The organism is Pseudomonas sp. BP01 (assembly GCF_022760795.1).
Lineage (GTDB): Bacteria > Pseudomonadota > Gammaproteobacteria > Pseudomonadales > Pseudomonadaceae > Aquipseudomonas > Aquipseudomonas putida_Q.
This window is the reverse complement of the sequence record NZ_JAFBKA010000025.1, coordinates 1-16,544: the sequence shown is the minus strand read 5'-3', so window position 1 is coordinate 16,544 and position 16,544 is coordinate 1. Positions and strand designations below refer to the sequence as shown.

Below are 16,544 nucleotides of genomic sequence, written 5' to 3'. Positions count from 1 at the left end.
GTATTGATCTGGAATCTTCAGCTCTGGCCGGCGTCATGGCAAGCTTGGGCTATGTGTCACCTGAACTGGCCCTATCGCCGGCAAGCCAGCTCCCACAGGTTATCCTCGGGCCTGAGGTCAGCGGATAACCTGTGGGAGCTGGCTTGCCGGCGATAGGGCCAGTGAACCCACCACAAGATATCCGCAGACATCCATGCAGACGCGACTCGTCAAACCAATCTTGATTGCCCTTGCCCTGCCACTCTGCACCGCTCTGGCCTGGCAGGCCTACACCACCTTCCAGGCCCGCTACCTGCGCCCGTTCGACAACCAAGCCACGCTGTTCGACGGCAGCCAGCTGCAGCTCCCTGCCGAACTGGCCGGCCCCGGCCCGGTTCGTGTGGTGCATTTCTGGGACCCGGCGTGCCCGTGCAATGTCGGCAACCAGCAACACCTGGGCGACCTGGTCAGCCAGTTCGCAGGCCACGGCGTTACCTTCCACGTGCTGCAAAAGCCCGGCAGCCACGGCCAACTGCCCGCCAACCTCACCGCCCTCAAGCCCATCGCCAACCTGCCCGGCAGCGAGCACCTGCCCGCCTCCCCGGCCGTGGCCATCTGGGACCGGCAAGGCCGCCTGGCCTACTTTGGCCCCTACAGCGAAGGCGCGGTGTGCAACGCCAGCAACAGCTTCGTCGAACCCATCCTCAAGGCCCTGCTCGACGGCCGCCAGGTCAGCGCCTCCAATACCCTGGCAGTGGGCTGCTACTGCCCTTGGGCGGGCTGACGCACCCGCGCCGGGTTACCCACCACCGTCGCACCCGCCGGCACATCCCGCGTCACCACACTGCCGGCGCCCACCACGGCGTTATCGCCAATGGTCACCCCCGGCAGGATGATCGCCGCACCGCCAATCCACACGTTGTTGCCAATGGTCACCGGCCGCCCACTCTCCAGCCCGCTGCGCCGCACCTCGGGGTCGAGCGGATGGTCGGCGGTGTAGATCTGCACGTTCGGGCCGATCTGGCAGTCGTCGCCGATGCGCACCTGTACCACGTCGAGGATCACGCAGTTGAAGTTCATGAAGGTATTGCGACCGACGCTGATGTTGTAGCCGTAGTCGCAATAGAACGGCGGGCGGATCACCGCGCCTGCGCCAACTTGATTGAAGTGTTCGGCCAACAGCCCGTGACGGGCATCGTTGAGCAGTTCGACGCTGCTGTTGTAGCGGTGCATCCAGTGCTTGTTGGCGATCTGCTCGGCCTGCAGCTCGGGACAGCCAGCGTGGTAGAGCTGGCCGGCCAGCATTTTCTGTTTTTCGCTGAGGGACATGGAAACTCCTTCCTGAGGGCTATGCTCTGTTCGCGAATCCGCCGATGATCGGACCACATTTTTTGCTTGAACGCACAAGGAGTCTGCATGAAGCGCAGCCTGACCCTGTTGGCCGTGGTTGTGGCCGTGGCCGCTGGCGCCGGTTACTGGTACGTGCAGGGCAAACTGCCACAGCGCGAGGGCGAGGTGGCCATGGCCGGCCTGCAAGCGCAGGTCACTGTGCGCTACGACGGCCGCGGCGTGCCGCACCTGCAGGCGCAGAGCGAGCCAGACCTGTATCGCGCCCTGGGTTATGTGCATGCCCAGGACCGGCTGTTCCAGATGGAGATCCTGCGCCGGCTGGCCCGTGGCGAACTGGCCGAAGTGCTGGGCGACAAGCTGCTGCCCACCGATACCCTGTTCCGCAGCCTGCGCATTCGCGAACAGGCCGCACTGATGGCCAAGCGTCAGGACCCGCAATCACCTGCCTGGCAGGCCCTGCAAGCCTACCTCGACGGGGTCAACAGCTGGCAGGCCAGCCATGCCAAGCCCATGGAGTTCGACCTGCTCGGCATCACCCCGCGCCCGTTCACCGCCGAAGACACCCTGAGTATCGCCGGTTACCTGGCCTACAGCTTCGCGGCCGCGTTTCGCACCGAGCCCGCGCTTACCTACATCCGCGACCAGCTAGGGCCTGAATACCTGAACATCTTCGACCTCGGTTGGCAGCCCGAAGGCGCCCTCGGCGCGCCACTGGCCGCTGCCGATTGGCAAAGCCTGGAGGCCCTTGCCCGGCTCAGCCATGAAGCACTGGGCGACGCCGGTATCCCGCAGTTCGAAGGCAGTAACGCCTGGGCGGTGGCCGGCAGCCACACCCGCAGCGGCAAGCCGCTGCTGGCCGGCGACCCGCATATCGGCTTCGCGGTACCTGCAGTTTGGTACGAGGCCGAACTGTCGGCGCCCGGCTTCAACCTGTATGGCTACTTCCAGGCGCTCAACCCGTTCGCCTTGCTGGGCCACAACCGCGACTTCGGCTGGAGCCTGACCATGTTCCAGAACGACGACGTCGACCTGATCGCCGAGCGCACCAACCCGGCCGACGCCAACCAGGTCATGGTCGACGGCAAATGGCAGGCGCTGGAAAAGACCGAACAGCAGATTGCGGTGAAAGGCGAAGCGCCGGTCACCCTCAGCCTGCGCCGCTCGCCCCATGGCCCGATCGTCAACGACGTGCTGGGCGCCACGGCCGGGCCCACGCCAATCGCCATGTGGTGGGCGTTTCTGGAAACCGAAAACCCGATCCTCGAAGGTTTTTACCAGCTCAACCGCGCCGATACCCTGGGCAAGATGCGCGAAGCCGCTGCCAAGGTCCACGCGCCGGGGCTGAACTTTGTCTGGGCCAATGCCCGTGGCGATATCGGCTGGTGGGCGGCGGCAAAGCTGCCAATCCGCCCAGACGGCGTCGACCCCGCGTTCATCCTCGACGGCGCCAGCGTGCAGGCCGACAAACCTGGGTTCTACCCCTTCAACGTCAACCCGCAGCAGGAGAACCCGGCCCGCGGCTATATCGTGTCGGCCAACTATCAGCCCCCGGCAGCGGTGCCGATACCGGGCTACTACAACTTGCCCGACCGTGGCCGCCAGCTCGACCGCCAGCTGGCCAACCCTGAGGTGAAATGGGATACGCAGAACAGTCAGGCGCTGCAGCTGGACGTCGCCAGCGACCATGGCCCGCGCACCCTTGCACCACTGCTGGCAACGCTGCGCGCAGTGGCCGAAGGTGACGAAGAGAAGGAACTGGTCGAGCAGCTGGCTGCCTGGCGCGGCGACTACCCACTGGATTCGATCAGCGCCACGCTGTTCAACCAGTTCCTCTACGAACTGGCATTTACTGCCCTGCATGACGAACTGGGTGACACGTGGTTCCCGGTACTGATCAGCACCCGTGCCATCGATGCCGCCTTGCCGCGCTTGGCGGCGGATGCCAATTCACCCTGGTGGAACACCCGCGGAGGCAACCTGCGCACCGACCGGACCGCCATCGTGCGCACGGCTTGGCAGCACAGCTTGAAGCACCTGCGTGACACCCTGGGCAGCGACCCGGCCAGCTGGCAATGGGGCAAGGCGCATACCCTGACCCACAACCACCCGCTGGGGGTGAAAAAGCCACTGAACCTGCTGTTCAACGTCGGGCCGTTCGCCGCACCCGGTACCCATGAAGTGCCGAACAACCTCTCGGCGAAGATCGGCCCGGCGCCGTGGCCGGTCACCTATGGGCCGTCGACCCGGCGGCTGATCGACTTTGCCGATGCCGGGCAGGCACTGACCATCAACCCTGTCGGGCAGAGTGGCGTTCCGTTCGACAGGTATTATGCAGACCAGGCCAAGGGGTATGTGCAGGGGCAGTACCAGCGGGCGCAGATGGGGGTGATTCCGGCGCAAAGTACCTTGCGGTTAGTACCAGGCGAATGAGCCAGAGGGCTGCTGCGCAGCCCATCGCCGGCAAGCCAGCTCCCACAGGTTCGGCGTAGGCCTGACGACTTGTGAAGTACCTGTGGGAGCTGGCTTGCCGGCGATGGGCCGCGAAGCGGCCACATTCAAACTTTTATCCCTGCCATTTACCGCCTTCGACAATCACGCTTTCCGGGTTGGTGTCATCGCTCAGTTCCTTGCGCACATACTGGTCATACAGCTTCAGCAGAAACTTCTCTTCCCCAAGCTTCGCCAGCTCGGCATTCACCCAGTCACGCAGCTCGGTGTTGCCCTTCTTCACCGCCGGCGCAATCGGCGCTTCGTCACCCAGCAGCTGCGGCAGCACGCGGTAGCCCGGGTTCTGCTTGGCCCAGCTGAACAGGATCAGGTTGTCCTGGGCATAGGCATCGCCACGGCCAGTGGCCAGGGCTTGCAGCGACTCGCTGTTCTTCTCGAACTTGAGCAGTTTCCAGTCAGGGTGATTTTTGGTCAGCCAGATATCGGCTGTGGTGCCGGTGGTGACGATGATGGTCTTGTCGGCCAGGTCGTCGAGCTTCTGCACCGGGCTGCCATCCGCCACGATGGCCTGCACGGCAACGCGCAGGTTGGGGTTGGTGAAGTCCACCGCTTCCTTGCGCTCCGGGGTCACGGTCATGTTGGCGAGGATCAGGTCAACCTTGTCGCTCTGCAGGAACGGAATACGGCTGGCCGGTTCCACGGCCACGAACTCGACCTTGTTTTCATCACCCAGCAGGTCCTTGGCCAGCCGCCGGCCAATGTCGGTGTCAAAGCCCACATAGCGGCCTTTTTCATCGACGAAGCCAAACGGCGGCTTGTCGGTGAACACCCCGACAATCAGCTTGTCGCGGGCCTTGATGGTTTCCAGATAGCTGGTGGCTGGCGACGCCGCTGCCGGCTTGGGCGGTTCTTCGGCCTTGTTGCAGCCGGCCAGCAGGGCCAGGCCGAACAACGGCGCCAGCAGTTTGGTGAGGTTGGCAGTTTTCATGACAGTTCCTTGTGCAGTATCTTTGGCAGGCTTTCTACGAAGGAGAATTTCTCCAGGAACTGCTGCGCGCGTGCGGTCTGCGGTTTGGTGAAGAAGCTCTCGGGGTCGCCTTGTTCAAGGATCCTGCCGGCCTCCATGAACACGATGCGGTCGGCCACCGCGCGAGCGAAGGCCATTTCGTGGGTGACGATGAGCAGGGTCATGCCGTCGCGGGCAAGGCCCTGGATCACCTGCAGCACTTCCTTGACCATTTCCGGGTCGAGTGCGGCGGTAACCTCGTCGAACAGCATCACCTCGGGGTTCATGCACAGTGAGCGCACGATGGCGATGCGCTGTTGCTGGCCCCCGGACAATTGCCGCGGGAAGGCGTCGCGTTTGTCCAGCAGGCCGACCCGCGCCAGCAGCGCCTCGGCCTGGGCCTGCGCTTCGGCACGCTCGCGCTTTTGCACCTTGAGCGGGCCAAGCAGCAGGTTGTCGATCACGCTCATGTGGCCGAACAGGTGATAGCTCTGAAACACCATGCCCACCCGCTGGCGAACGTCGCGCCAGTCGGTGCGCGGGTCAAGCAGCTCTTGCCCGGCCAGCCGCAGGTGGCCGCTGTGGGCCTGCTCCAGGCCGTTGAGGCAGCGCAGCAGCGTGCTCTTGCCGCAACCGCTGGGGCCGAGGATGACCACCACTTCGCCGGCCGCCACCTTGAGGTCGACGTCCTTGAGCACCTGGTGCTCGCCAAAAAACTTGTTGAAACCCTGGAATTCGATCAATGCGCTCATGAGTGTGCCCAACGGCGTTCCAGCACGCGCGAAGCGGCGGACAGCGGATAACAGACGATGAAGAAGAACAGAAACAAGGCGCCGTAGATCAGCACCGATTCGTAGGTGCGTTCGATGATCTGCTGGCCGGCCTTGATCACCTCGACCACGCCGATCAGCACCGCCAGCGAGCTGGTCTTGATGATCCGCGTGTAGATGTTGATAGTCGGTGGGGTCATGCGCTTGAGTGCCTGCGGCAGCAACACGTAGCCATACAGCTGCCAGCCGGCCAGGCCGATCGACAGCCCGGCCTCGCGCTGGCCACGCGGCAGCGAAGCCAGTGCCCCGCGCACCACCTCGCCCACCTCGCTGGCGCCCCACAGGGCCAGTACCAGCACGGCGCACCAGAAGCTGGGGATACTCAGGGCAAAGAAGATCGGCAGGCCGAAGAACACCAGGTACAGCCAGACCAGCACCGGGATGGCGCGGAACAGCTCCAGGTACACCTGCAAGGCGATGTTCAGGGCACGGTTGCCCAGGGTTGCCAGCACGCCGTACAGCACGCCACCCAGCGTTGCGAACAGAATGCCCAGCGCCGAGATGGCCAAGGTCTGCCCGGCGCCGCCGGCCAGCTGCGGCAACGCCTGCAGCAACAGGTCAAATCCCGAACTGGCCATGTTGCAGCCTCCTTTCCACATAGCGCAGCAGCAACGACAGCGGCAGGAACAGCAGCACGCAGAGCAGGGTCAGCACGGTGAGCATTTCGTAGGTCTTGTAGTACAGCGCGATGTAGTTCTTGGTGGTGTAGAGGATTTCCGGCACGGCCACCGCTGACACCACGGTGGTCTCCTTGAGCAGGAAGATGAAATTGGCGAACAGTGCCGGCAGGCTGAGGATACCGGCCTGGGGCAGCACCACATGGCGCAGCAGCTGGCCCTCGGACAGGCCGATGGAGCGCCCGGACTCAAGCTGGGCACGCGGCACGGCCTCGATGCCGGCCCGCAACACCTCGGTGAGGTAGGCACCGCCCATGAAGGTCATGGTGATGATCGCAGCGGAAAAACCGGAAATCTTCAGGCCCAGGCTGGGCAGTGCGAAGTAGACGAAGAACAGCTGGATCAACAGCGGCGTGTTGCGCGCCAGCTCCACGTAGGCTTTGACCAGGCGCCACAGGTAGGGGGTGCGTAGTACCAGCAGGGTGGCATTGACCAGGGCGACCAGTAGCGAGGTGGCAATGGCGATCAGGCCTACCTGCAAGGTCACGCCCACGGCCTTGAGGAAGGCGGGTAACGTGCTGAGGATGAATGCGGTGTCGAGGGTCATGGGTAGAGCAAGTCTGCAGGGTGCGCGAGGGCACAATAACTAGACTTTAATGATCTAAAAAAAATTTAATAAATATCTTTATTGCATATGCATAGTACAGGCAAACACGCCCTTTGTAGGAGCGGCCTTGTGTCGCGAAAGGGCCGCAAAGCGGCCCCGGCGATGGCAGGTTTAACGCAAACATCCTGGGGGCGCTTCGCACCCCTTTCGCGACACAAGGCCGCTCCTACAGGGGGATCGCATTTCACCCAAATGCATGATCCCGGAAATGAAAACGCCGACACAGGGGTGTCGGCGTTGGGTTATGCAGGGTATCGCAAGCGAATCAGAACGCCGGCAGCACAGCGCCCTGATACTTCTTGGCGATGAATTCCTTCACTTGCGGGCTGGTCAGGGCCTTGGCCAGTTTCTGGATGGCTTCGCTGTCCTTGTTGTCCGGGCGGGCAACCAGGAAGTTCACGTACGGCGAGTCGGCACCTTCGATCACCAGCGCATCCTTGGCCGGGTTCAGGCCGGCTTCCAGGGCGTAGTTGGTGTTGATCATGTCCAGGTCGACCTGGTCCAGCACACGCGGCAGCATGGCCGACTCAAGCTCGCGGAACTTCAGCTTTTTCGGGTTCTCGGCGATGTCCTTGGGGGTGGCCAGGGCATTCTTCGGGTCTTTCAGGGTGATCAGGCCAGCCTTCTGCAGCAGGATCAGGGCGCGGCCGCTGTTGCTGCCTTCGTTAGGGATGGCAACGGTAGCGCCTTCCTTCAGCTCGGACAGGTTCTTGATCTTCTTCGAGTAGCCACCGAAGGGTTCGACGTGTACGCCAATGACCGTTTCCAGGTGGGTGCCTTTACCTTCGTTGAAGCTCTTCAGGTAGGGCAGGGTCTGGAAGTAGTTGGCGTCCAGACGCTTCTGGTCCACCTGCACGTTCGGCTGCACGTAGTCGGTGAAGACCTTGATCTCCAGGTCAACGCCTTCCTTGGCCAGAGCAGGCTTGATCAGCTCGAGGATTTCGGCGTGGGGTACCGGAGTAGCGGCAACCACCAGTTTCTCGGCGGCGGCGGCCAGGCCGGAGAACGACAGGGCAGCGGCCAGGGCGGTGGTCAGCAGGGTCTTCTTCATGGTGGTCCTTGTTCTGAATCAGGGCCATCGGCGATGGCGAATCGGGTGCCCAACCAGTTCACCAGCGGGCGTGAGGCGGACAATACCTAGATTTTTTATTCCGTAACAATATCTTTTACTTAGCTGCTTATTCCAAAAACAAAATGCCACCAGCCACTTTGCTTATGAGCGATGTCTAGCGCGCGGTGTTGGGCAAGTCGAGGTCTTCTGGCTGGATCTCTGCGCCGTCATTCACCAGCAAGGCAAAGTGGATGACGTTCTCCAGTTCGCGGGTATTGCCGGGCCAGAAATGCGCTTCCAGCACCTGCTGCGCCGCCTCGCTTACCAACGGCACAGGCCGCTGCAGGCGCACGCTGTAGATACCCACAAAGTACTCGGCCAGCGGCAGGATATCGCCCGGCCGCTCGCGCAGCGGCGGCAGTTCCAGCGCGCCTTCGCGCAGGTACTGGTACAGGCGCTCGTTGAAGCGCCCCGCACGTACCACCCGCGCCAGGTCGATGCTGGTAGCGGCGACCAGGCGCACATCCACCGGCTGTGGCTGCTGCGCGCCCACCCGGGTGACCTCGCGGTTTTCCAGGGCCGCCAGCAGCTTGCCCTGAATGGCCAGCGGCAAGTCGGCAATCTCGTCCAGGTACAGCGTGCCGCCGTTGGCCGAACCGAACCAACCGGCGCGGCTGCTGGCCGTGCCGCCCTGGCTGCCAGCGCTATAGCCGAACAGCTCGGCATCAGCATAAGTGGGGCTGATGGCTGCGCAATTGACCGACACGAACAGCCCGCCACGGTCGCTGGCACGATGGATCTGCCGGGCCAGCAGCTCCTTGCCGGTGCCGGTTTCGCCACGGATCAGCACGGGCAAGGGTTGCGGTGCCAGACGCTCAAGGTCTTCGCGCAACCGCTGCGAACGCGGGTCGATGAACACCAAGGCCTTGGCACGGATGCTCAGCGGGCTCTTGTCCAGCTCGGGGAAGGTCAGCAGTGGCTGGCCAAACGGGTTTTGAAACGTCATGACGAACTCCCGCCCCAGGCCTGCATTGGCCGGGCGTCAGGTAAACGGTAAACAACAAGGGCTGTCAGGCGCGACGCAGTGCGCGCTGCTCGACCCGGCTCTGCAAGCGATACAAGTAGGCGAAGCCTTGTTCCCAGCGCTCATGGCCGGACTTGACGTTGATGTGCCCGGCATTGCTCAGCAACCCCGCTTCGGCACCCCAGGCCTGGGCCAGGTACAGCGCCCGCGGCACGCTAACGGCCGGGTCGTTGTCCGAGCTGACGACCTGGCTGGGGAACGGCAGCGCCTCGGCCGGGATCGGCGCAAAGTTACGCAGCGCTGGCGCACAGGTGGGCCGCTCGACGTCTGCCGGCGCCACCAGCAGTGCACCCCGCACCCTGCGCCGCAAGGCCGGGCTGGCCTGCGCAGCCCAATGGGCGACCGTGATGCAGCCAAGGCTGTGGGCAATCAGGATCACCGGCGAACGCTCGGCGGCCACCGCCTGCTCCAGCGCCTGCACCCAGTCCTGCCGTTGCGGGGTGAGCCAATCGTGCTGCTCGACCCGCGCACTGTTGGGCAGGGTGCGCTGCCAGTGACTTTGCCAATGATTGTCTGGCGATCCTTGCCAGCCCGGCACAATCAGGTAACGAATTGACTCATTGCGCATGGGGACGCCTCCAGTAAGTTTGCGTGCTTGGAGACAAGTATAGGGAGGGAGTTATATTCGTAAAGGAATAAGAAGCTATTTATTAATAACCATATGTAATTTATGGCCGATGGCCCTATCGCCGGCAAGCCCGCTCCCACAGGGACAGCACAAAGCCTGAGGGCAAGCGCAATACCTGTGGGAGCTGGCTTGCCGGCGATAGTGCCCTCACAGGCAAAAAAAAGGGCCATCCCCTGCCAAGAGATATGGCCCCAACGCACTTGCGAGAGTCACTTGCCTGAAGAGGTTTTGCAGGTATCAGCGCGCGGTTATCACCGCCAGTTTGCTGATCCCCGCACGTTCGATGGCCGCCATGGCCCGCGCCACTTCGCCGTAGTTCACGCCGTCATCGGCCTGCAGCTGCACGCGCACATCCGCGTCCTTGTCCTTGGCAGCCTTGAGGTTGGTTTCCAGCAAATCGGGCTGGATCTGGTCCTTGTTGATGAACAGCTTGCCCTCGCCGTCGATGCTGACCACCAGCGGGTCCTTCTGCTCCACCGGGGCCACAGCCTCGGTCTTGGGCAAGTTGATGGGGATGGCGTTGGTCAGCAGCGGCGCGGTGACGATGAACACCACCAGCAGCACCAGCATGACGTCTACCAAGGGCGTGACGTTGATTTCACTAAGGACTTCGTCGCTGTCCTGGGTCGAAAAGGCCATATCAGGACGCCTCCTTCACCGGCTGGGTGAAACCAGCCTGGGCTTTTTGCACGGCAGGGTGTACCAGCACGCGGAAGGCACTCTTCTGCGCCAAGCTATAGAAGTCGTGGGCGAAGTCATCCAGGTCGGCAGCGGTCAGCTTGAGGCGACGCAGGAAGTAGTTGTACACCAGCACTGCCGGCACTGCGACGGCGATACCCACACCGGTAGCCACCAGTGCCGCACCGATTGGACCGGCGACGGTTTCCAGGCTGGCGGAGCCAGCCGCACTGATGCCCTTTAGCGCTTCCATGATGCCCCACACGGTGCCGAACAGGCCGATGAAGGGCGAGGTGCTGCCGATACTGGCAACCACCGCCAGGCCGGTTTCCAGCGAGCGGCGCTCACGCACGATCTGCTGACGCAGGGCGCGCTCCAGGCGGTCCTGGTGGTTGATGGCGTGGCTCAGGTCGTTGGCCTGGGTCTCGCCAACGGCAATCGCGGCGTACCCGGCCTGGGCAACGCGGGCAGCCGGGCCGGGCAGCTCATGGCTGAGTTCGGCGGCCGAGTCCAGGCTGGAGGCCGACCAGAACTGCTTGTGGAAGCGCTTGTCCTGGTTTTTCAGCCGCACGAACTGCGCAACCTTGACCAGGGCCAGGCCCCAGGTGACGACAGAGAAACCGACCAGCAGCCAGATGACTGCGCTTTCAACGGATTCGAGGGGGGATGCCAGCAGGCTCATGATGGTGTCTTCCTGTGTTCTGCGAAATAGTTAGCGAAGCTTGAAATCGATCGGCACGCTGACCCAGCCGGTCTGGGCCACATCGCCCTGCTTGGCGGGTACGAAGCTCCAGCGCTTGACCGCGGCCAGCGCGGCAGCGTCGAGGGCGTCACGGCCACTGCTTTTCTGTATCTGGATCTGCCCGGGCTTGCCGCTTGGCAGCACCTCTACGCGCAACAGCACGGTGCCTTCCCAACCACGGCGCTGGGCCATTTGCGGGTATTCCGGTGCCGGGTTCTTCAGGTACGCGGCGTTGGCCGATGCCGGGGTTATCGGAGCCGGCGCGGGTGGCGCTGGCGCAGGCGGTGCGGGGGCGGCCACCGGCGCTGGCGGTGGTGCCTCGACCGGCTTGGGCTGTGGCTTGGGCGCTTGCTTGACCACAGGCTTAGGCACGGGCTTTGGCTTGGGTTTGGGCTTGGCGGCCAGTTCGTCGACTACCGGTGGTGGCGGTGGCGGCTCGACCACAGGCGGTGCGGGCGCTGGCGGCGGTGGTTCGACCACGGGCGGCGCTGGCGCTGCGAACTCGATGGTCATGGGCGGCACCTGTGGCGGCACCACTGGCAGCTCGGGTGTTGGCGCCTGGCTGACCCAGTACGCTGCAGCACCATGCAGCACCAGCACCAGCAGGCCCAACACCAGCTTGTCGCGGCGCTTGAGCCCGCTGACGGGCGTGCGTTGCAGGCGCAGCTGGCCAAGCGGGAGGCGAAGCGTGCGTCCAAGCTCGACCAGGTCACCCGGGGCCGGGCGCCATGGCTGGTCGTAGGCCCTGACGGCCGACTGGACATTACCCATTGATCAAACTCCTGGGGTCTCGATTCAGGTGTGTGGCTGAATCATCGGGGCCAGAGGCTTATCTCTTAAAGTAATGTTTAAAATTATGGTTAGAACTGAATTGAATATTGTTTTTTGGGTGATGCTTCAAGCCCGCGTATTACGCGGCCTGAGGATGGATGAGTTAAAAGCGATGCCTTCAAGGCATGCAAAATATTCGCGCAAGGCATGAAATTGCCGCGAGGGCTGCGCCCTCGATCGCCGGCAAGCCAGCTCCCACATTGACCGCGGTAAACAGCCCCCGGCAATCTGTCAGGCAAAAAAAAGCCCGGAACCAAGCCCGGGCTTTTTCATCATCAAGTGCGGCTCAGATATCCGCCACCTTCTGCCAAACCTTCGGCCGGAAGAACAACGTCTCGCCCCGCGCCAGCCCGGTCAGGCTGTCATGGTCCTTGACCACCTCGGCCTCGATCAACTCGCTCTGCCCTTCCACCTTCAAGGTCACCCGCGTGGTAGCGCCCAGCGGCCGGATATCCCGCACCTCGGCAGCATGGTGCCCTTCGGTCTCATGCCGCGACAGCGACACCTCGTGCGGGCGGAACAGCACATGGTGCCCTTCGCTCACAGCCAGGCGGTTGGAGTCGCCCAGGAAGTGGTAGACGAAGTCGTTGGCCGGCTGCTCGTACACCTCGCCCGGCGAGCCGATCTGCTCGATCACGCCCTTGTTCATGACCACGATGCGGTCAGCCACTTCCATGGCCTCTTCCTGGTCGTGGGTGACGAACACCGACGTCAGGTTGATGTCTTCGTGCAGCCGCGCCAGCCAACGGCGCAGCTCCTTGCGTACCTTGGCGTCCAGCGCACCGAACGGCTCGTCCAGCAGCAGCACCTTGGGCTCCACTGCCAAGGCGCGGGCCAGGGCAATACGCTGACGCTGGCCACCAGACAGCTGCTCCGGGTAGCGGTCGGACAACCAGTCCAGCTGCACCATGTTCAGCAGCTCGTGCACTTTCTCGGCAATCTTGCTCTCGCTCGGGCGCTCGCCCTTGGGCTTCATGCGCAGGCCGAAGGCGACGTTGTCGAACACGCTCATGTGGCGGAACAGCGCGTAGTGCTGGAACACGAACCCGACGTTGCGGTCACGCACGTCGTGGCCGGACACATCCTCGCCATGGAACACGATGTTGCCCTGGTCCGGGGTTTCCAGGCCGGCGATGATGCGCAGCAGGGTGGTCTTGCCACAGCCGGACGGGCCCAGCAGCGCCACCAGCTCGCCGCTGTTGATGTCCAGGTTGATGTTGTTCAGGGCCTGGAAGCTGTTGAAGCGCTTGCTGACATTACGAACTTCGATCGACATGAATCATTCCTCCGCGGCGCTGTGGCGCAGGCGGTTAATACGGTTCTCGCTCCACTGCTTGAGCAGCAGGATGAAGAGCGCCAGGATCAGCAACAGGCTGGCCACGCTGAAGGCCGCTACGTGGTTGTACTCGTTGTAGAGGATCTCTACGTGCAGCGGCAAGGTGTTGGTCACGCCACGAATGTGGCCCGACACCACCGACACCGCGCCAAACTCGCCCATGGCCCGTGCGGTACACAGCACCACGCCATAGATCAGGCCCCATTTGATGTTGGGCAAGGTCACGTGCCAGAACATCTGCCAGCCATTGGCACCGAGCAGGCGCGCGGCCTCCTCTTCTTGCGTGCCCTGCTCCTGCATCAGCGGGATCAGCTCACGGGCCACAAACGGCACGGTGACGAAGATGGTCGCCAGGACGATGCCCGGCAGGGCGAAGACGATCTGGATGTCATGGTCCTGCAGCCAGGGCCCGAACAGGCCCTGCGCGCCGAACATCAGCACGTAGACCAGGCCGGCGATTACCGGCGATACCGAGAACGGCAGGTCGATAAGGGTGACCAGGATACTTTTGCCACGGAAGTTGTACTTGCTGACGCACCAAGCGGCGCTGACACCGAACACCAGGTTCAACGGTACCGAAATGGCTACGGCGAGCAGGGTCAGCTTCAGCGCCGACAAGGCGTCAGGCTCGAAGATCGCCTCGAAGAAGGTGCCAAAACCGTTCTTCAGCGCCTGCGACACCACGATCACCAGCGGCAACAACAGGAACAGGGCGAACACCAGCCAGCCAAGGCCGATAAGAATGCGCCGCGACGTAGCACTGCCACGCCGGGCAGCGTTGGCGGCGGCGCTTGCACTCAGGGATGAACTGGACATGCCGGCCTCCTTCAAGGGGTTTCGATGCGGCGCTGCAGCAGGTTGATCAGCAGCAGCAGGATGAAGGAAACCACCAGCATCAGCACGCCGATGGCAGTCGCGCCGGTGTAGTCGTACTGGTCGAGCTTGACCATGATCAGCAGCGGCAGGATCTCGGTCTTCATCGGCATGTTGCCGGCAATGAAGATTACCGAACCATACTCGCCCACGCCGCGGGCGAAGGCCAGGGCAAAGCCGGTGAGCCAGGCCGGCAGCAGGGCTGGCGCCAGTATGTGGCGGAACACCTGCAGCGGCTTGGCCCCCAGGCAGGCAGCGGCCTCCTCCACTTCACGCGGGATGTCGGCCAGTACCGGCTGCACCGTGCGCACCACGAACGGCAAGGTGACGAAGGTCAGCGCCAGGGTGATGCCCAGCGGGGTGTAGGCGATCTTGAAGCCCAGGTCGGTGGCGAACTGGCCAACCCAGCCCGCAGGCGCGTACAGGGCGGTCAGGGCGATACCGGCGACGGCGGTGGGCAAGGCGAACGGCAGGTCGATCATCGCGTCGATGATCTTGCGCCCAGGGAAGGTGTAGCGCACCAGCACCCAGGCCAGCAGGGTGCCGATCACCCCGTTGATGATGGCGGCGAACAGGGCGGTGCCGAAACTCAGCTTGAGCGCGGCGATCACCCGCGGCGCACTGATGATGTTCCAGAACTGCTCCCAGGTCAGCTGCGAGGCATGAATGAACATGGCTGCCAGCGGTATCAGCACGATCAGGCTGAGGTACACCAAGGTGTAGCCCAGCGTCAGCCCGAAGCCGGGTATGACGGGGGAAATACGACGCGACATAAGTATCCCTGGTTGAACGCACGAAGCCCGGAATCAATCCCGGGCCGGTGCTAGCTTCTGAAATCCTGGGGCTGCCTTGCAGCCCATCGCGACACAAGGCCGCTCCTACAAGTAGAACGCGTATCCCCTGTAGGAGCGGCCTTGTGTCGCGATAGGGCCGCAAAGCGGCCCCCGCTTTTCCCTGGCGTTTACTGTGCCTGATAGATCTGGTCGAACACACCGCCATCATTGAAGAATTTGGGTTGTGCAGTTTTCCAGCCACCGAAGTCCTTGTCGATGGTTACCAGGTCCAGTTTCGGGAATTGCTTGCCGAATTCGGCAGCGACCTTCTCGTCACGCGGGCGATAGAAGTTCTCGGCGGCAATCTTCTGCCCGGCCGGGCTGTACAGGTGCTTGAGGTATTCGGTGGCAATGTCGGTATTGCCCTTCTTCTCGGCGTTCTTGTCCACCACCGCCACGGGCGGTTCGGCCAGGATCGACAGCGACGGTACGACGATGTCGAACTTGTCGGCGCCACCGTCTTCCTTCAGCGCCAGGAAGGCTTCGTTTTCCCAGGCCAGCAGCACATCGCCCTGGCCGTTGTTGACGAAGGTGATGGTCGAGCCACGGGCGCCGGTATCCAGCACCGGCACGTGCTTGAACAACTCCTGCACGTAGGCCTTGGCCTTGTCTTCGCTACCACCGGCTTTCAGGCCATAGGCCCAGGCCGCCAGGAAGTTCCAGCGTGCACCGCCGGAGGTTTTCGGGTTGGGGGTGATGACCGAGACGTCCTTCTTGATCAGGTCGCCCCAATCCTTGATGCCTTTCGGGTTGCCCTTGCGCACCAGGAACACGATGGTCGAGGTGTACGGGGTGCTGGCGTCCGGCAGGCGCGTCTGCCAGTTGTCCGGCAGGGTCTTGCCAAGCTTGGCCACTTCGTCGATGTCACCGGCCAGGGCCAGGGTCACCACGTCGGCGCGCAGGCCGTCGATCACCGCACGGGCCTGCTTGCCCGAGCCGCCATGGGATTGCTGGATCTTCACCTTGTCGCCCGGGTGGGCCTGCTGCCAGTGCTTGATGAACTCGGCGTTGTACTGCTGGTACAGCTCGCGGGTCGGGTCGTAGGACACGTTCAGCAGTTCGTAGTCCTTGGCGATGGCGGAACCGGCAAAAACAGCACTGGCCAGGGCGGCGAGCGCATAACGGCGGATGGACATGGTGAAGCTCCCGATTGGCATTTTTCTAATTTTGGAGGTGAGGCGCGATCAGCCCGACTTGTTGCCGGGCTGTTGCAGGCGGAACTTCTCCTTGCGCTCGATCTGTACGACCTGAGCGTTGTGCACAGTGATCTCCACCGCACCAAACCGCAGGTCGCGCAAGGCGCTCTGGATTTCACGCAGAATGGTGGCTTCGTCCTGACCGTCGATGCTACGCAGAGATGCACTCATGCTCGTTCTCCTTGGAGTGAGGGTGCCGGGCAGAGGTTTGAAGGGGATTTGCGCCTGGCTTGAGGGCAATAGTAGTGAGGCGGAGTTATTCTTAAAAATACTGTTTAAGAATGTTTATATAACCAAATTAAAATCGCGATTCTGCAGCCGACGCAAAGCCCTGTGGGAGCGGGTTCACCCGCGAATGCGATGGTGGAGCTACCGTCGCATTCGCGGGTGAACCC

The 16,544-nt window shown here is 63.0% G+C and carries 18 protein-coding genes; 2 read left to right on the top strand and 16 right to left on the bottom strand.

The genetic code is table 11. The features are described from left to right. Positions 1-193 precede the first annotated feature (193 nt). A complete protein-coding gene (locus JOY50_RS20580; protein WP_019472487.1) occupies positions 194-763 on the top strand; it encodes a DUF6436 domain-containing protein in 570 nt (189 codons plus the stop codon). Here JOY50_RS20580 and JOY50_RS20575 read toward each other — a convergent pair. Then, a complete protein-coding gene (locus tag JOY50_RS20575) occupies positions 742-1,308 on the bottom strand; it encodes a sugar O-acetyltransferase (protein ID WP_132844861.1) in 567 nt (188 codons plus the stop codon). The genes JOY50_RS20580 and JOY50_RS20575 overlap by 22 nt on opposite strands. A gap of 87 nt (positions 1,309-1,395) precedes the next feature. Here JOY50_RS20575 and JOY50_RS20570 point away from each other — a divergent pair, with 87 nt between their 5' ends. Continuing rightward, complete coding sequence (locus JOY50_RS20570; protein ID WP_138737076.1) at positions 1,396-3,759, top strand: penicillin acylase family protein; 2,364 nt, start codon at positions 1,396-1,398, stop codon at positions 3,757-3,759. A 133-nt stretch (positions 3,760-3,892) separates the two neighbouring features. Here JOY50_RS20570 and JOY50_RS20565 read toward each other — a convergent pair whose 3' ends face one another. The 15 genes from JOY50_RS20565 to oscA form a co-directional block, all read right to left on the bottom strand. Beyond that, on the bottom strand, positions 3,893-4,765 hold the full coding sequence (locus tag JOY50_RS20565) for a transporter substrate-binding domain-containing protein (RefSeq protein ID WP_132844855.1): 873 nt from the start codon (positions 4,763-4,765) through the stop codon (positions 3,893-3,895). Further along, positions 4,762-5,535: an amino acid ABC transporter ATP-binding protein gene (locus JOY50_RS20560; protein ID WP_243055753.1), complete on the bottom strand. Its 774-nt coding sequence runs from the start codon at positions 5,533-5,535 to the stop codon at positions 4,762-4,764. The genes JOY50_RS20565 and JOY50_RS20560 overlap by 4 nt, the downstream gene beginning before the upstream one ends. After that, the gene (locus JOY50_RS20555) at positions 5,532-6,191 is read right to left on the bottom strand and encodes an amino acid ABC transporter permease (protein ID WP_019472482.1); all 660 of its coding nucleotides are present in this window, start codon (positions 6,189-6,191) and stop codon (positions 5,532-5,534) included. The genes JOY50_RS20560 and JOY50_RS20555 overlap by 4 nt, the downstream gene beginning before the upstream one ends. Beyond that, on the bottom strand, positions 6,172-6,837 hold the full coding sequence (locus JOY50_RS20550) for an amino acid ABC transporter permease (RefSeq protein WP_063423255.1): 666 nt from the start codon (positions 6,835-6,837) through the stop codon (positions 6,172-6,174). The genes JOY50_RS20555 and JOY50_RS20550 overlap by 20 nt, the downstream gene beginning before the upstream one ends. 325 nt (positions 6,838-7,162) lie before the next feature. Continuing rightward, positions 7,163-7,948, bottom strand: coding sequence for a MetQ/NlpA family ABC transporter substrate-binding protein (locus JOY50_RS20545; protein WP_019472480.1), 786 nt, complete (start codon positions 7,946-7,948; stop codon positions 7,163-7,165). A gap of 175 nt (positions 7,949-8,123) precedes the next feature. Further along, positions 8,124-8,954, bottom strand: a complete 831-nt coding sequence (locus tag JOY50_RS20540) for a sigma 54-interacting transcriptional regulator (RefSeq protein ID WP_132844847.1) — start codon at positions 8,952-8,954, stop codon at positions 8,124-8,126. A 64-nt stretch (positions 8,955-9,018) separates the two neighbouring features. Beyond that, a complete protein-coding gene (locus JOY50_RS20535) occupies positions 9,019-9,600 on the bottom strand; it encodes an alpha/beta hydrolase (RefSeq protein WP_019472478.1) in 582 nt (193 codons plus the stop codon). Positions 9,601-9,897: 297 nt separating this feature from the next. Next, positions 9,898-10,299 carry a biopolymer transporter ExbD gene (locus JOY50_RS20530; RefSeq protein ID WP_012274719.1) on the bottom strand — a complete coding sequence of 134 codons (402 nt, stop codon included), beginning with the start codon at positions 10,297-10,299 and terminating at the stop codon, positions 9,898-9,900. Between the two features lies 1 nt (position 10,300). Beyond that, entirely contained in the window at positions 10,301-11,020 is a 720-nt protein-coding gene (locus tag JOY50_RS20525; protein ID WP_132844844.1) for a MotA/TolQ/ExbB proton channel family protein, read from the bottom strand. 30 nt (positions 11,021-11,050) lie between these two features. Next, the gene (locus JOY50_RS20520) at positions 11,051-11,851 is read right to left on the bottom strand and encodes an energy transducer TonB (RefSeq protein ID WP_138737075.1); all 801 of its coding nucleotides are present in this window, start codon (positions 11,849-11,851) and stop codon (positions 11,051-11,053) included. A 346-nt stretch (positions 11,852-12,197) separates the two neighbouring features. Continuing rightward, positions 12,198-13,187 carry a sulfate/molybdate ABC transporter ATP-binding protein gene (locus tag JOY50_RS20515; RefSeq protein ID WP_046811336.1) on the bottom strand — a complete coding sequence of 330 codons (990 nt, stop codon included), beginning with the start codon at positions 13,185-13,187 and terminating at the stop codon, positions 12,198-12,200. Positions 13,188-13,190: 3 nt separating this feature from the next. Beyond that, positions 13,191-14,063, bottom strand: a complete 873-nt coding sequence (gene cysW, locus JOY50_RS20510) for a sulfate ABC transporter permease subunit CysW (protein WP_059394509.1) — start codon at positions 14,061-14,063, stop codon at positions 13,191-13,193. An 11-nt stretch (positions 14,064-14,074) separates the two neighbouring features. Beyond that, the gene (cysT, locus tag JOY50_RS20505) at positions 14,075-14,893 is read right to left on the bottom strand and encodes a sulfate ABC transporter permease subunit CysT (RefSeq protein WP_012274724.1); all 819 of its coding nucleotides are present in this window, start codon (positions 14,891-14,893) and stop codon (positions 14,075-14,077) included. Between the two features lie 188 nt (positions 14,894-15,081). Further along, positions 15,082-16,089, bottom strand: coding sequence for a sulfate ABC transporter substrate-binding protein (locus JOY50_RS20500; protein WP_016502136.1), 1,008 nt, complete (start codon positions 16,087-16,089; stop codon positions 15,082-15,084). Between the two features lie 48 nt (positions 16,090-16,137). After that, positions 16,138-16,320 carry a sulfur starvation response protein OscA gene (oscA, locus tag JOY50_RS20495; protein WP_016489716.1) on the bottom strand — a complete coding sequence of 61 codons (183 nt, stop codon included), beginning with the start codon at positions 16,318-16,320 and terminating at the stop codon, positions 16,138-16,140. Between the last annotated feature and the right edge of the window lie 224 nt (positions 16,321-16,544).

Bases quoted from the DNA above. Each gene is read 5' to 3' on its own strand.
- JOY50_RS20580 (WP_019472487.1), top strand. From the start codon at position 194: ATGCAGACGCGACTCGTCAAACCAATCTTGATTGCCCTTGCCCTGCCA.
- JOY50_RS20575 (WP_132844861.1), bottom strand. From the start codon at position 1,308: ATGTCCCTCAGCGAAAAACAGAAAATGCTGGCCGGCCAGCTCTACCAC.
- JOY50_RS20570 (WP_138737076.1), top strand. From the start codon at position 1,396: ATGAAGCGCAGCCTGACCCTGTTGGCCGTGGTTGTGGCCGTGGCCGCT.
- JOY50_RS20565 (WP_132844855.1), bottom strand. From the start codon at position 4,765: ATGAAAACTGCCAACCTCACCAAACTGCTGGCGCCGTTGTTCGGCCTG.
- JOY50_RS20560 (WP_243055753.1), bottom strand. From the start codon at position 5,535: ATGAGCGCATTGATCGAATTCCAGGGTTTCAACAAGTTTTTTGGCGAG.
- JOY50_RS20555 (WP_019472482.1), bottom strand. From the start codon at position 6,191: ATGGCCAGTTCGGGATTTGACCTGTTGCTGCAGGCGTTGCCGCAGCTG.
- JOY50_RS20550 (WP_063423255.1), bottom strand. From the start codon at position 6,837: ATGACCCTCGACACCGCATTCATCCTCAGCACGTTACCCGCCTTCCTC.
- JOY50_RS20545 (WP_019472480.1), bottom strand. From the start codon at position 7,948: ATGAAGAAGACCCTGCTGACCACCGCCCTGGCCGCTGCCCTGTCGTTC.
- JOY50_RS20540 (WP_132844847.1), bottom strand. From the start codon at position 8,954: ATGACGTTTCAAAACCCGTTTGGCCAGCCACTGCTGACCTTCCCCGAG.
- JOY50_RS20535 (WP_019472478.1), bottom strand. From the start codon at position 9,600: ATGCGCAATGAGTCAATTCGTTACCTGATTGTGCCGGGCTGGCAAGGA.
- JOY50_RS20530 (WP_012274719.1), bottom strand. From the start codon at position 10,299: ATGGCCTTTTCGACCCAGGACAGCGACGAAGTCCTTAGTGAAATCAAC.
- JOY50_RS20525 (WP_132844844.1), bottom strand. From the start codon at position 11,020: ATGAGCCTGCTGGCATCCCCCCTCGAATCCGTTGAAAGCGCAGTCATC.
- JOY50_RS20520 (WP_138737075.1), bottom strand. From the start codon at position 11,851: ATGGGTAATGTCCAGTCGGCCGTCAGGGCCTACGACCAGCCATGGCGC.
- JOY50_RS20515 (WP_046811336.1), bottom strand. From the start codon at position 13,187: ATGTCGATCGAAGTTCGTAATGTCAGCAAGCGCTTCAACAGCTTCCAG.
- cysW (WP_059394509.1), bottom strand. From the start codon at position 14,063: ATGTCCAGTTCATCCCTGAGTGCAAGCGCCGCCGCCAACGCTGCCCGG.
- cysT (WP_012274724.1), bottom strand. From the start codon at position 14,893: ATGTCGCGTCGTATTTCCCCCGTCATACCCGGCTTCGGGCTGACGCTG.
- JOY50_RS20500 (WP_016502136.1), bottom strand. From the start codon at position 16,089: ATGTCCATCCGCCGTTATGCGCTCGCCGCCCTGGCCAGTGCTGTTTTT.
- oscA (WP_016489716.1), bottom strand. From the start codon at position 16,320: ATGAGTGCATCTCTGCGTAGCATCGACGGTCAGGACGAAGCCACCATT.